We start from the raw sequence: 13,912 nt of genomic DNA, 5'->3' as shown, positions 1-13,912 counted from the left end.
GTAGCCCACCGACTTCGACGCATTTGCCGCCATAGCCAGGTAGTTGGCGAAGTTCTGCGCCAAATCCCCGTAGGTAAGCCCGAAGTTCGCGCCGGCTGGATCGGTGCCCGATGCAATCCCGTCTGACAGGGCCGCACCCAGAGAGTCCGAGAGCATTCCCAGCTGAGTCCCAAGCGACCCTAATTCCCGACCGTCACGGATTAGCGCATCCGGATCGACCTCGAACCGGCCGCCTGAGGCCCCCGGCCCACCACCGGTAGCCGTCACACCTGCCACATGCGACCGTTCTTGTCGACGGCCTCGGAGTAGTTCTTGTGCGCCGCCTCCAGGTTCTGCTGCAAAGCCGACAATGCCGTCTTCATCTGTTCGGCACCGTCCTTCCATTGCTGCTGGGCTTGCGCCTGCGCATCAGATCCATCCCCATGCCATGACGACCGCAACACCGCCATCGTCTGCTCGACGCCTTCCAGGCACTCGTCGACCACACGTCCAAACGCCGCCATGTGATTCGCAGCCGATTCCAGCTGAGTCCGATCCACTATGAGCATCGTCATCGCCACCTATCGCCCGACGGCTCAGTAACGCCTCCGCCACCACCCGCCGCATCGATAGCCTGGCCGGACGAACCGATGTCCCCGGCCGCCTGCTCATCGGTCTTGGCGTACTCACCACCGGCGACCATCAACAGTTGCGACATCATCTGCAACCCACGCACGACTTGGCCCGCGCCGCCGTGCCATTGCTCCCAAACATTGCCAAATGCCGACGCAGCATCGCTTTTCCATCCGGAACCAAGCAACTCGCGGGTTTCGAGATCTACACCTGACAAGCCATCTTGCAAACGCTGAGCGGCGTCCTGCAGGCGTGACGCTCCCAAAGTCAGCTCCGAAACAACGACTTCAACCGAACGGCTCAACCCGGCACCCCCTCGCTGGCTCCGACTGTCCAGCTTGACCCATCACTCCGCCGACGAACTGATTCGCGGCTGTCCCTGCTCACAGATGTTATCCCGCGGAGTCTGCGTCTCCGTGCGCAAAATTCACGAGCGGCAACGCCATCACGCCCCGCCTTGCAGGGTGCAACGCTCACTGCGGGCACAAAGCGTTACCAGCCTCACCTGGGCACGCTTATGATTGCCTGCGTGCAAATAGCCGGACGGCTTGAAGTGAGAAGATGCATTGTCGAACAGGCTGGACGTTGTTTGCTGAAAGTGCATCAGCACACTGCAGACATGTCCGATGTCATGGGGGAGTGTGAGGCGTGCAGCGCTTAGCCGTGATGCTGCTGGCAGTTTTGTTGGCTCTATTCAGTGCGCCTCCGGCGTTCGCGATCGATCCTCCGGCGATCGATGCCGCGGCCGTTCCGCCTGATGAGACCGGTCCTGATCAGCCGACCGAGCAGCGCAAGATCTGCGCGGCGCCGACGGTCATGCCGAATTCGAACTTCGCCGACAAGCCTTGGGCGGCCGACTACCTGAAGCTGGCCGAGGCGCAGAAGTTCGCAACCGGCGCCGGCGTAACTGTCGCGGTGATCGACACCGGGGTCAACGGTTCACCCCGGGTTCCGGCCGAGCCGGGTGGCGATTTCGTCGACGCGGGCGGCAACGGAATGTCGGACTGTGACGCCCACGGGACCCTGACCGCGTCGATCATCGCCGGACGCCCGTCCCCTACTGACGGATTCGTCGGTGTGGCCCCCGATGCGCGACTGATTTCGCTGCGTCAGACGTCGGTGGCGTTCCAGCCCAAGGGTTCGCGCCAGGACCCGAACGACCCCAACTCCACCCAGACCGCGGGCTCGATCCGCAGTTTGGCCCGCTCGGTGGTCCACGCGGCCAACCTGGGCGCGCAGGTGATCAACATCAGTGAGGCTGCCTGCTACAAGGTGACCCGCCGGATCGACGAGACCAGCCTGGGCGCGGCCATCAACTATGCGGTGAACGTCAAGGGCGCGGTGATCGTGGTCGCCGCTGGTAACACCGGTCAGGACTGCACCCAGAACCCGCCGCCGGATCAGTCGCTCCCGGCCGATGCCCGCGGCTGGAGGGGCGTGCAGACGATCGTCAGCCCGGCCTGGTACGACCCGCTGGTGCTCACCGTCGGCAGCGTCGGCCAGAACGGTCAGCCGAGCAACTTCTCGATGTCGGGCCCGTGGTTGGGCGCGGCGGCTCCCGGCGAGAACCTCACCGCACTCGGCTATGAGGGCCAGCCCATCAATGCCACCCCCGGTGAGGACGGCCCGGTACCGCTCAACGGCACATCGTTCTCGGCCGCCTTCGTCTCCGGTCTGGCGGCGCTGGTCAAGCAGCGCTTCCCGGATCTCACCCCAGCGCAGGTGATCAACCGGATCACCGCCACCGCACGCCATCCCGGCGGCGGCGTCGACAACTATGTCGGTGCCGGCGTGGTCGATCCGGTGGCCGCACTGACGTGGGAGGTTCCCAATGGTCCGGAGAAGGCACCGTTCCGCGTCAAGGAAGTTCCACCGCCGGCGTACATCCCGCCGCCAGACCGTGGCCCGATCACCGGTGTGGTGGTCGCCGGGGCCGCACTGGCCCTGATTCTCGGAATCGCCGCGATGACCCGACGCGCACTGCGACGCCGCCAATGAGCTTCCTGCAGCGGCATTTCGGCTTCCGCTTCACGACGGGGCACGCCATCTGGGCGGCCACGCTGATCCCGGCGTGCATCGCGATATGCCTGCACTTCAACCTGTTGTGGCTGGGGATCACGCTCTCGGTGCTGATCGCGATCTTCTCGGTGCTCACCATCCGTGGCTACCGGCTCACCGGTTGGGTGCGAGCGATCTTCTCGTGGCGGCGCCGCCACCGCAGTACCCCCGATGCGCCGTCGGAGCCTGCGGTCGGCGCCACCGTGATGCCCGGCGATCATGTCGCGGTGCGCTGGCAGGGTGACTACCTGGTGGCGGTGATCGAGTTGGTGCCAAGACCTTTCACGCCGACGGTGATCGTCAACGGCGGTGCTGTTTCCGACGACACCGTCAGCACCAAGCTGGTCGAGAAACTGCTGGCGGCGTACTGCCCCGACCTGGAGGCCGACATCGTCTCGGCCGGCTATCGGGTTGGCAAGACCGCTCCCTCGAGCCTGGTCGCCCTCTACGAGCAGGTGGTTGGCCCGTACCCCGCACCGGCCAACCGGCGGACCTGGATTGTGCTCCGTGCCAACCCGGAGGAGACCCGGCGCTCCGCCCAGCGACGCGACAGCGGAGTCTCCGGGCTGGCCCGGTACCTGGTGGCCTCGGCCACCCGTATCGCAGACCAATTGGCCAGCAACGGCATTGACGCGCAGTGCTCGCGCAGCTTCGACGATTTCGACAAGGCCACCGAGATCTCCTTCGAGAAGGAGACCTGGTCGGTGATCAAGGGCCGCAGCACCTTTACCGCGGCCTACAACGCTCCCGGCGGCCCGGACGTCTGGTGGTCGGCGCGGGCCGACCACACCACCACCTGTGTGCGGGTTCGGCCCGGGGCGGCCCCGACGACGACGGTGCTGCTGACCACATTGTCCAATCCCACAACGCCACGCGGGTTTTCCTGCCTGTACGGCGGGCAGCGGGCGGCCCTTCAAGGCCTCACCCCGGTGACCGACAAGCACCACGAGCTACCCATCGGTTCGGCCGGGGTGCTCGTCGGTGAGACGTCGGACCGCTACCCGGTGTACATGCCGTTCGACAACGTCGACGTCAGCATCAACCTCGGCGACTCGCGCCTGTTCACCCAGTTCGTCATCCGCTCCGCAGCATCCGGCGCCGTGGTGACCCTCGGGCCGCAGTTCCGCGAATTCGCCACGATGATCAACGGCCGTGTCGGCCGCGTGCCGCGTGTGGCATGGCCGCACTCGACGACGTACCTGGGCCCGCATCAAGGCGTCGGCCGAGTAATCATGCGGCCCAACTTCATTGACACACCGCGCCACCGTCAGCTGCCCATCACGTTGATCAATCCGCGTGAAGAGAGCCGCTACCAGATGGCGCTGGAGCAATGACGTCAAGCTTGCTGGGAGAGGGGTCCCAGAAGGGTCGGGAGGAAAAGTCATGACAGAGGAGATGCATCCGCAGGTCGCTGCGGTCTTGCGCCAAGCGCAGCAGCTGCAGTCGCTGATGGATGACCAGCTACACAAGATGAACACCGAAACGTTCACGGCGGCAGACGAAGCCAAGAGCGTCGAGGTGACGCTGAACGGCCATCACCATCTGATCGACGTGTACATCAAAGATGGATTGCTGCGGTTGGGTGCACAAGCCGTCGAACAGCGGCTCAATGAAGCGATCCAGAAGGCAACGGCTGCAGCGACCACATCGATCGAGGCCGATCGGGAACGGCTCGATGCCATGGTTGCGGAGCTGACTGAGGACGGTATGCCACGGGGCTGAGGTGTTCTCCGATCTGGTGTTGACGCACATCGTCGGCTACCGCACCGTGAACTGCCGGCTGCCGCGGTTCGCGAAACTGGCTGTGCGCCAATCACTGTCGGTGGAATGGTTCGGGCTCGCTGTGCGAGTCTTCGCGGCCGGGCACTGATTTAATGCGCTGAAACAGAGCTGTGGCGTGCGCGGCCTGGGCCGGATTGCCCTGTTCCAGGGTGATTATCTGACCGCGTTGATAGCCGTTCGGGCCACCGTATTCTGGCTCGCACCTACACGCGTATGGCAGATTATGCCTACTGTCATCGCACGACGCACCTGCGATGCTCAGGGGACGACCATCCGTGTTGACAAGCGCGTCGACATTCTGCTTTTCATCGGTGTCATCGCCGGCGTACTCGCCCTCGGCTCCGCCGGTGCGCTCGGAGCGATGAACAAACTGTCCATTCCCCTGCCTCCCGATATTGGCCCAATGTTCGTCATGGCCTTCATCGGACCGGCGTTGGTGTTCGCCGCCGGCCTAGTGCCGACGGTCAAGCGCGGGGGCATCGGGTTTTGTCCGGCTGACTGCTGACGGCTTCACGTTCGTCGTGGCGTTCTCAACAACCAGCGGTGAGTGGTCACAGGTAGTCGACATCGTAGATCGAGCACCCGACAGCGTGCCGACAAAGAAGCCGCTGGTCATGGTGATGGCGGACGGCGAAGTCTAGATGACCAAAGAGTCGTCGCTGCACTCCCAACGGAGCGGCCATCCTGAAGTCCCTGCGGTTCTACTGGCTCAAAACCCCGACAGTCGCTCCGAGTTCAGCGATGACCGTGCACTTGAGCGGCCACGCCAGGTCCAACTGAACGCCAAGTCCACACCGATCTAGATGTGGGCCTAAACCCTCTGCCTCTTACCTTTCCCAAGAATTTCGAGTTCCCCAATCTGGGATCATCGAATTCGGCAAATTGGGACGCCATTACCACGGTAGCGAACAAAATCCCGGCCGAGGAATGTTTCCGGACCCCATGGTTATCACTATGAAGGACGGTTCCATAGTGGCGATGGACTCGCCGGGCAGCGATACCCGGGAAGGCAACGCCCTAATCGAATTGGTGCGGTTCTCCTGCCGCCACCCCTAGCAACGAATCGAACTCAACGACGGACGTGCTCCGGATCGAACTTCACGCGATGCCGGCACATGTCAGGTCTCGCGCCCAGCCTTGACCTGAACCTGCCCTCTTCAATGCGTGACTTTTTATGCGCTCGCAGCAGCAATCACAGTGTTAGGCTCTTCGGAGCCAACTCGTCGATCACTGAACTGGGGCAGCTTTACTCGGTCGGAAGGAATCCACGAAGACATGGGATTGTTCGACGCTTATAGCGATACCATGAAAAATATTGGACGGTTTCTCCAACCACCAATTCCAGTTGCTATGCCGGCACCCTTCGGCATTTTGTCCGAAGCCGGTGAATCAATAACGAGTATTTTTTCGACGATCGACACCATCCGGGAACAGGGCGTCGATGGCTTATGGAATGCAGCGTCCGATGTAGGCGAAGGTCTTGCAGCCACTGAATTTCTTTTGTCGAAGGCCAAGATAGCCAAGGCTGAGATATTGGCCGCTGGATTGAAGTCGGTCCTAGGTATGCAGTATTTGTGCGGAGGCAATGCCAAACCAGAGATGGCCGAGGGTTACAGCGACAGCGCGCAACGCTTCAATGTAGTTGCAGATAACCTCGAAAAGGCTGTGCCCAATGACGGTTGGAGAGGGCCGGCTGCGCGCGCATACGCGGAGGCAAACACTAGTCAAATCAATCGCGCACGGACGATGCCGGACATTGATTTGGATGTGGTCATGGCGGTGTCGATGGAAGCTAACCAGCTGCACACGACCCGAGACGTACTTTCAGAATCCGCAACGGTCATGGGCAATGCCATCGCACCTGTACTTGCTATGCAGGCAATACCAAGGTATGGAAAGCTATTTGCCAGAACTCTCGAGAGCGGCGTGACCGGATCCTGCATGGCAGGCTGCCTCCTGCATATGAAACACCTCACTGAGGCCTCAGAGAAAGCAGCACAGTCGATTAATGACGCAACGCTCCTTTACGAGGAGCTAGCGAATGCTTGTTATCCGACTAGCATGTAAGGGGCAACGATGACCTCGCCAAATATGGACGCGTTGTGGGTTAATCCGCAGCTCCTCCGTAAACTTTCGTCGGTCCACGCGGCGGCAGCGAAAGATATAGCTGATATCACTCCCCTCACAACAGGAACAGCAGCCGCCATCCTGAAGACACACGGTGGGGTTTGCAGTTCCACGTCCGCAGCGGCTGAGAAGGCTGCCGCGGCCCGTGAGAACGCGTGTATCGCAATACAATCAATGTCTGAGGCCCACTCGCATAACCTTGATAGTGCGGCATCCAAGTACGCCGCTACCGACGAGGCGGGCCGCGACCGTATCTCCAAAGAGATGCCTGGCCGCTAACGATGTCGAGTTTTTGGGATTCTGCCGAGGACGATGGCGCTTCGGACCTCGAAGCATTCGATGAGTACCTCCCCAGCGATAGCACTGTGCATAGCGACGGCCTCGATGTATTCGGCGACTACGTACCGGTCCATGACGGCGATGTCGAAGGCTTGAGCCCATTCGATGAAACAGTGGCCCGCGATGCCGGCGATGGGAACAAACCTGCCACCACGGAGGATTCAGATCGAGGCATGCCCGATATGCGATTCTCGGCGTCCGATCCGTGGCAAATTGTGACTGTGACCGCACTGCTAAACGGCATGATTGACCATGTTGAGCTATCTCCACAAACCGGCCGCGAAATGACCGAGCGAGAACTCGCTACGGAAATTATTGCCGTGGCAGAAGTCGCCGCCGCAAAAGCACAGTCGGCACAGTACGAATTAGTGTACGAGTTAATGCGACTTCAGGGACAAGATCGAGATTCCATCCGCAGTGTCGTCGAAGGAATGCTGCACCTACCAACACCCGAGCAAGCAATAGCGTCAGAAGCTGAGTTCACCTCGCAGCGCACATTCGGCCAGTCTTGAACTTCGGATCCCCGGTTTCTCAGTCACTTTAAGTGGGGTGGCACCCGCGGTTCTTCAGTTAAAGTTTGTATTGCTCGCAAATGGACCGCCGACTTTGCCGCGATCGTAGAAGTAATGCGCGAAGACAGTTGCCAACATCAATTGGGACAGCGGTTCTGTTGTGGGCCGCGTGCATTCCAGCGTGTAATCGTAGAAGGTAACGGCTGTATCGATGTACCGCCACTGTCTCCTGACTGCGGCCACAACCGACCCGGTGATGTCAAAGATGGGCTCGTTGACCTCACTGAACCGCGCCCCTGGCGAGACTGAAACACGGGTGTGGCCCACGGCTTGGTCGTTGGACTCCAACGCCATGTCTATTGCGGAAGATCGGAGTCGCTGCCAAAAATTGTTCGTCCGGCGCAGCCGACCCACAGGCCGGTCAGAAGCGTCGGTGACGGCGAAACCGTCGTGAACACCAGCACTGGCGGTACGGGTGAAGAACCCCAGCGCCACTCCGGACGGGACGAACATCCCGAACCGCTGCGACGCTCTGAGTCGCGCGTGGGAGTTTGACGTCTTGCGGATCTCCACCAGCGCCCGCCCGTGATCGTCTTCCACCAAACAGGCCACGTCGATATCAGCGCGCTGAGGAAGAGCGCGAAAATGAAGAAGCCGTTGCCCCAGAGGGAAGTCTTGCCTCGCCTGGAGCGTCGGTTCGTGAACAGTTTGCACGACATGCGCATCCGAGCGTGCTACCACCGCGCCTGTCCATTCGCGTCCGTCGAAATACCGCAGTTGGTTTGGATCCCGCGGGTCGATGAGCCATCCCGGCTCAGCGTTGGTGGCGTCAGGGTTTCCGATGACACGGCTCCTATCGCTCTACGCCGTAGGCGAGATTTACTACAACACTATCGGTTCGACGGTGTAGGTCTCGTCGAATAGACCGCGTTGCTTCGTGTCTGCGCCCGACCCTAGAACTCCTGCGCAAAAACCAGTAGCCGGCCTGCCCACCAGGATCCAGACGCTCGCCGACCAATCGTTCGATCGGGTCGGGATGCCGACGACACAAGGCTTTCATGCCCGTCGGCATACTCACCCAGCAATCGAGGTGTCCGTCGAAACAACGTCGGAGCCGAGGGCGAGCTCAGCGACGTCACAAGACAGCTGAACTGTAATGGCGGTAGCTCGCATTCTAATGCGCACCTTCTTCACCGCCCCCGCGCGCACAGCGGATTGGGCATGCTGACCCCGCCCAATCCGCACGCGTGGACGCCGCGTTCGGGCTACTCCTTCACGTCCTTGCGTGCACGCCGACCGATAACCGCCTCGGTGTACGCACGGTCCTCCTTATAGAGATCTTCGTCCTCCGACAGGTTGGGGTTGCGTCGCTTCTCCTTGCCCTGACCTTGGCCGTGGCCGCCGCCCATGCCGCCCATACCGCCGCCCATGCCACCCATACCCGCACCACCGGGTGCGCCAGGGGTTCCGCCACCTGCGCCACGAGCACCAGCTGGCGATGGGGCCACCGAGTCGGCACCCACGGCAGGGCCAAGCGGCATCGACGGCGTACCTCCGCCGCCACCGCCCATTCCGCCGCCGCCACCGCCACCGGCGCTGGCCGGCTTGAGGCTGGGTTCCTCAAGGCCCGGCATCTCAGGCATGCCCTCGGTTCCCTTGGGAAGTCCGCCCGATGGGGCGCCGCCACTCGGCGAACCACCACTCGGCTGGCCACCGCCCTGACCGCCACTCGGTGAGCCGCCACCGCTGGGAGAACCTCCCGACTCCTGACCGGCCGACGGATCAGCGCTGGCTGGCGACATCGACGGCATCTCGGGCATCTCGGGCATCTCGGGCAGCTCGGGCGTGCCGCCACCTCCGCTGCCGGCTCCAGTGCCCGGAGAAGTGCCTGGGTTGGTGCCGGGACCACCTGGGGTGTCGGGCTTGGTTCCAACCTCGTTGGAATTTACCGCCGGCATACCGCCGATTGTGGGGGCCTTGCCCGGCCGCACTTCTTGAAGGTTGATGTTGTTTTCATAGTTGTTGCGGTCGTACTCCGACTGATACTGCCATTGGGTCCATAGGCGCATCTTGTTCAGCCGATTTGTTTTCTCGTACTCGGCAACATCGTGCAAGTTGGGGTGAACCCTCACAAGCTGATCGTGTGCATCGCAAAATTTTTGAGCCTCTTCGGCCAACCGGCCGCATTCCTCCGCCATGTCCGTCCACCAGGTATGGAGGCTTTGCAGGGCGTTCTGACACGCCTTGGCGGCCGTGCCATCCCAGTCACCGACCTTGGCTGGAATGTTGTCTGCGTACGCGAGAAGCGTAGCCTTGTACCCTTTCCACTGGTCTCGGAAGTAGTTCACCGACAGGGCTTTGGTGTCGTTGTCAAAAATGGCGTGTGCAGAAGCCTGCCAGGACTGGAATTGATCGTCCGGCGATGAAGGGTAGCTACCGAAGTCGGGAATGCTTGGCACCGGAATATTGACCGCTTCAGGAACCACCGGTTCGAGAGGTGGCTTCTGACCTTCGCTACCGCCGACCTCACTCTGAAGCCGCGCTTTCGCCTGCTCGTCGATCTTGTCGTAAGCAGCCGCAACAGATTTCAGCGTTGCGGCGAGACGTTGTACCTCGGCGTCTCCGGCTTTGAGTGTGGCGCTCAGTTTTCCAGCACTGTGCTTGAGCTGGTTGAGCGCTTCATTGGTCTCCGGCAGGGTATCCGGAGCCTTCAGGCCATAATCCGGTGCCGACTCTGCATCCGGACCTTTCGGGCGAGGTCGCAACATTTGCTCAGCCGCGCTGGTCAGCTCCGACGATGTGACCTTCAAATCACTCATCGCAAATCATCCTCCCTACGCCTGTGCTGCTGCCAGCGGCCGCAGACGCTCCTGACGAAAACCAAAGTTGTCCCGTGACGGCAGTTCACTCGACCCCGCTCGACCGGTTTCTCGCGACAATCATAAGGGCGAGTCACACGCACGGGATGCGGCTCTTTCTGTGCGCTTGGCGCCATCCGGCGCGGTTCTGCACAGCTTTGCTGTGCTGACGCGAACCGTCGCCACCTACTCCGCCATCGCGTCGGCAACCAACTGCCCGATGTGCTGCCAGTAGATGAAGTCAGCGACAGCCCGGCGTTGCTCGGGTCCATCTCCAGCGGCGTGCGCCTCATAAACGGCCCACTCTTGGGCGTGCGATGCGTACTCCAGAAACGCCTGTAGGTGCACCTGGCTGCGGTTGGAAGCACCGCTGCACAACGGCTGCCACACTGCATCCCACAAGTCCAGCCGTCGGTCCTCTGGCGGATTCGTATCGACCGGTGCCGGCGGAAGGACTTTCACCAGGTCTCCGTCACTGAACTGCGCAAACCGGGCTGCAATTTCTGGGGCGATCACCTTCAAGCGGTCGCGCCCGGCCATCTGGCCCTTCGCCGGGATGTCCTCGGGCGTCAGCACTTCCTGGTGCACGCCCGCATCCGAGTTCTTGAACTGGTCCTCGGTCGCGATCACGGCTCGCAGCTTTGTGTTGTGGTGCTGTGCCCAACGCTGCACCGCCACGACTGGGTGAGTCACCCAACTGGCACGCTCAGCAGGCGGAATCGACTCGTCCGCAGTGGCCATCGCTACCTGCTCAGGCAATTGCACCTGCTCAGGGATAAAGGCCAGCCCGTAGTTGTTGGCGACCACGATCTTTCCGTCCACGGTGACAGCTGTGATCCAGAAGAAAATGAAGTCCTCTTCGTCGACCATATCGGGAGCGTTGAGCGCCGCTGCGACCCTGCGCGCCAATACAAGCGGATCCGAGCCCGACCGCTTCGCCGCATCCTGCGCTGCATCTCGCTGCGCGCGCGCGGCCGACACCGGAATCGGCGCAACCTGAGCACCACCCGCGATATTGGCAGGCTGGGGTATCGGCGGCGCAGATGCAGGCGGCGGTGCCACTGGTCCGGCGGGCGGCGCCGTCGGCGGAGGCCCAAGAGGCATCGACGGCATTCCGCCGCCCATGCCCATCGAGCCGCCAACCGGCGTGCCCTGTATCGGCGCGGCAGGCGCCGGTGCACTACTAAGCGAGGTCGGCGCCGAGTGAGTACTCGCCGGTGCCATTGCGTCGCTTGCCGGAACCGCGGGGGCCGGCGCCAGCGGCGGCGCGCTAGTAGAAGCGGCATGGACCGGGGTCCCCGCCGAATCCGCGAATCCATTCGAGAACGCCTGCAACGGATCCGTCGGCGCCGCACCGGCTGGTGCTTGGCCCGCTGCTTGCGATGCGCTCGCGGCTTGGTCCACGCCGCTGCCACTTAAGCCACCGCTCAGCGGGCTAGGGGCACCCGATGCGCCGGTGCCTCCAGGTGTGCCAGTGGAACCACCGGTCGAAGGCGCAGACGGAACGGGGGGAGTCGGCGCAGCGGGGGTCGGGGACTTCCCTGCAGCAGGTGGTGGATTCCCACCTGGATTCACGACCGGTAGCGGCGGAGTGTAACCCGTCGGTTCCTTCCCACCGAGGTCGTGGGCCACCACACCAGCGGGCGGATCAGCGGCCTTTTCCGCGGGCGGCGCCTTGTAACTTGCGGGTTCCTTCCCACCGAGGTCGTGGGTCACCACACCAGCGGGCGGATCAGCGGGCTTCTTCGCGGGCGGCGCCTTGTAACTTGCGGGTTCCTTCCCACTAAGGCCATTCCTGCCGGCGAAGCTCAACAGTGAGCTATTGGTTTGGTTGCCTCCGGCATCCCCCTCAGGGCCACCAGATTCGCCGTTGCCAGGCTCGCCAGCCGCCTTCTGGAATGCCTCTTTCGCCGCTTTGCCGTGTTTCGGCGGCTCGGGTTTAACCCCTTCTTTCCCTGCAACAGTATCTGCACCCCACTGCACAATTGTCTGGTTTATCGCGTACGCTTTTTCCTTAATATTCTTGACGGCTGTTTTTGAGTCCGTGTTATTTTCGTTGGACTTGGAAATTGTATCGTTAATGACGTCAACCGCCGTCTCGACGGTCTCTACAATTGCTCCCTTGACCTTGTTAATTAGTCCGGCAGCTTCCCCGAACCACCCTTTGGCCGTGATGAGTTGCTGCTCGTGCTGCTCCATGGCTTTCGTATGGGTATCGACCTTGCCATTTGCAGTTGTCGCAGCGACACCGAACCACGTATGTTCGGCCTTAAGGTAGGACTGCCCAGATTTCCATCCGTCCATGGCGCCAGTCAGCTTGGAATGGATGCCGTCAAAAGTGGTATTACGGTCGGTAAAGTCCGATTCATCTGTCTCCGGCCATGCGCCCGGCCCCACCATCGCAGCGCGTGGGTCACCTTCTGGCTTTTTATATCCTTCGATACCCATACCGATCATGACACGGCCTTACATCCCCAACTAACCCCTTTCACAAGGTACGACGTCACAGCCGATAGGAAATTATCAGCCAATCTGTAGTTCGGGAGGGCGTTTGCAAATCCCCGTTGATATTGCGCGGCGAGTACGGCAACATCTTCTAGAACTGCATTCTTACTCTGCCGGCCCATACGCTCCATAGTGTCTGCATTTGCGAACATTAAAGGGATGGCGGCATCGCTCAGCGCTCTCTGCTCCGGATTCCATTTATCAGCAGGGAGGTTCGGATCGATTTGACGCCATTCCGCTGTATCGGCATCGAACTTGATTGCGGAGGGTTCCCACTCGGCGCATACCGGATTGGTTGACGTCAGAAACCGCTCCATAGTCGGTTGGTCGGTCGGCACTGCGGACGGAGGCTCAGGCTTTGGGACCAACGGCGCGATTGCTTGAGCAGATCCGTAATCGATCGCCGAGCATATATTGGCTATTCCGAGCCCAACTGCGTTTAACGTAATAGATAGACTATATCGATCGGCAACATAACTTGGAATCGCGTCTACAAATGCGTGAGCGTATGCGATAAATTGTTGGTACAATTCACGCATCACTCGATGCGGAGTCTGTTTGACTAGGTTCTGTGTCCTATTCGCCGCGTCTGTTGTCGCGTTGCCAACAGTCTCGTACATGTTTCGCTGCTCTGGGCTCCAGGCTGTCGCGGGAACAGATGAGTCCCGATCGCCCCAGTTAACTGCATTGGTGCGGTCAGCGTAATCTTGCGATACACGCGTCCATGGCGCACATGTCGGATCCTCGGTGATGATGTTCACCGGCCCTGTGTCATTTGCGCTCGCGAATTCGGAATTCGAGCCATTCGCGCCGACATTCGACGGACCATTGCCACCATTATCAGGCTTGACGACCAGCACCGTGACGACGACGGCCAGTGCGATCGCCAGCACCGCAGCTAGGCCGCCGAGGATCCACTTTGTTTTTCCGCCACCGTTGGGCGGCGGCGGGCCGCCCGCCCACTGTTGTTGAGGACCCCACGGCGGCGGACCACCAGACGGCGGGCCGGCCGGACCACCGGGTTGCTGCTGCCACGGTTGCGGCGCACCGCCAGGCTGACCGCCACCACCCATAGGCGGCTGCTGTCCAAACGAACCCGGCGGGGGAGGCAAACTCATT

At 61.6% G+C, this 13,912-nt stretch carries 14 protein-coding genes; 8 read left to right on the top strand and 6 right to left on the bottom strand.

Features of this window, described 5'->3' with window-relative positions; translation table 11 throughout:
• Nucleotides 1-263: 263 nt before the first annotated feature.
• Nucleotides 264-548 carry a WXG100 family type VII secretion target gene (locus HBE63_RS26050; RefSeq protein ID WP_243858293.1) on the bottom strand — a complete coding sequence of 95 codons (285 nt, stop codon included), beginning with the start codon at nt 546-548 and terminating at the stop codon, nt 264-266.
• Nucleotides 549-550: 2 nt separating this feature from the next.
• Nucleotides 551-916 carry a WXG100 family type VII secretion target gene (locus HBE63_RS26045; protein ID WP_166907505.1) on the bottom strand — a complete coding sequence of 122 codons (366 nt, stop codon included), beginning with the start codon at nt 914-916 and terminating at the stop codon, nt 551-553.
• 344 nt (nt 917-1,260) lie between these two features.
• Here HBE63_RS26045 and mycP point away from each other — a divergent pair, with 344 nt between their 5' ends.
• The 8 genes from mycP to HBE63_RS26005 all read left to right on the top strand — a co-directional run bounded on the left by mycP (nt 1,261) and on the right by HBE63_RS26005 (nt 7,430).
• Nucleotides 1,261-2,610, top strand: coding sequence for a type VII secretion-associated serine protease mycosin (gene mycP, locus HBE63_RS26040; protein WP_166907503.1), 1,350 nt, complete (start codon nt 1,261-1,263; stop codon nt 2,608-2,610).
• Nucleotides 2,607-4,004 (top strand): type VII secretion protein EccE, encoded by a 1,398-nt coding sequence (eccE, locus tag HBE63_RS26035; protein WP_166907501.1) that lies wholly within the window; start codon nt 2,607-2,609, stop codon nt 4,002-4,004. The genes mycP and eccE overlap by 4 nt, the downstream gene beginning before the upstream one ends.
• Before the next feature lie 49 nt (nt 4,005-4,053).
• Entirely contained in the window at nt 4,054-4,392 is a 339-nt protein-coding gene (locus HBE63_RS26030) for a YbaB/EbfC family nucleoid-associated protein (RefSeq protein WP_166907499.1), read from the top strand.
• 1 nt (nt 4,393) lies between these two features.
• Nucleotides 4,394-4,540 carry a hypothetical protein gene (locus HBE63_RS26025; RefSeq protein ID WP_166907497.1) on the top strand — a complete coding sequence of 49 codons (147 nt, stop codon included), beginning with the start codon at nt 4,394-4,396 and terminating at the stop codon, nt 4,538-4,540.
• Between the two features lie 27 nt (nt 4,541-4,567).
• Nucleotides 4,568-4,957, top strand: coding sequence for a hypothetical protein (locus HBE63_RS26020; protein WP_166907495.1), 390 nt, complete (start codon nt 4,568-4,570; stop codon nt 4,955-4,957).
• Nucleotides 4,958-5,727: 770 nt separating this feature from the next.
• Nucleotides 5,728-6,519, top strand: coding sequence for an EspA/EspE family type VII secretion system effector (locus HBE63_RS26015; RefSeq protein ID WP_166907493.1), 792 nt, complete (start codon nt 5,728-5,730; stop codon nt 6,517-6,519).
• A gap of 9 nt (nt 6,520-6,528) precedes the next feature.
• Entirely contained in the window at nt 6,529-6,858 is a 330-nt protein-coding gene (locus HBE63_RS31980; RefSeq protein ID WP_166907491.1) for a type VII secretion target, read from the top strand.
• Nucleotides 6,859-6,860: 2 nt separating this feature from the next.
• The gene (locus HBE63_RS26005) at nt 6,861-7,430 is read left to right on the top strand and encodes a hypothetical protein (RefSeq protein WP_166907489.1); all 570 of its coding nucleotides are present in this window, start codon (nt 6,861-6,863) and stop codon (nt 7,428-7,430) included.
• A gap of 54 nt (nt 7,431-7,484) precedes the next feature.
• Here HBE63_RS26005 and HBE63_RS26000 read toward each other — a convergent pair whose 3' ends face one another.
• From HBE63_RS26000 to HBE63_RS25985, 4 genes are all read right to left on the bottom strand, one after another.
• Complete coding sequence (locus tag HBE63_RS26000) at nt 7,485-8,171, bottom strand: hypothetical protein (RefSeq protein WP_243858291.1); 687 nt, start codon at nt 8,169-8,171, stop codon at nt 7,485-7,487.
• A gap of 524 nt (nt 8,172-8,695) precedes the next feature.
• A complete protein-coding gene (locus tag HBE63_RS31790) occupies nt 8,696-10,249 on the bottom strand; it encodes a hypothetical protein (RefSeq protein WP_166907487.1) in 1,554 nt (517 codons plus the stop codon).
• A gap of 225 nt (nt 10,250-10,474) precedes the next feature.
• Entirely contained in the window at nt 10,475-12,736 is a 2,262-nt protein-coding gene (locus HBE63_RS31600) for a hypothetical protein (RefSeq protein WP_243858289.1), read from the bottom strand.
• Nucleotides 12,737-12,741: 5 nt separating this feature from the next.
• A complete protein-coding gene (locus HBE63_RS25985; protein ID WP_166907485.1) occupies nt 12,742-13,911 on the bottom strand; it encodes a hypothetical protein in 1,170 nt (389 codons plus the stop codon).
• Between the last annotated feature and the right edge of the window lies 1 nt (nt 13,912).

The organism is Mycobacterium sp. DL440, from assembly GCF_011745145.1.
In the GTDB taxonomy this organism is placed as follows: Bacteria; Actinomycetota; Actinomycetes; order Mycobacteriales; family Mycobacteriaceae; genus Mycobacterium.
The sequence above is the reverse complement of the archived record's forward strand: the minus strand, read 5'-3'. Positions and strand labels throughout refer to the sequence as shown.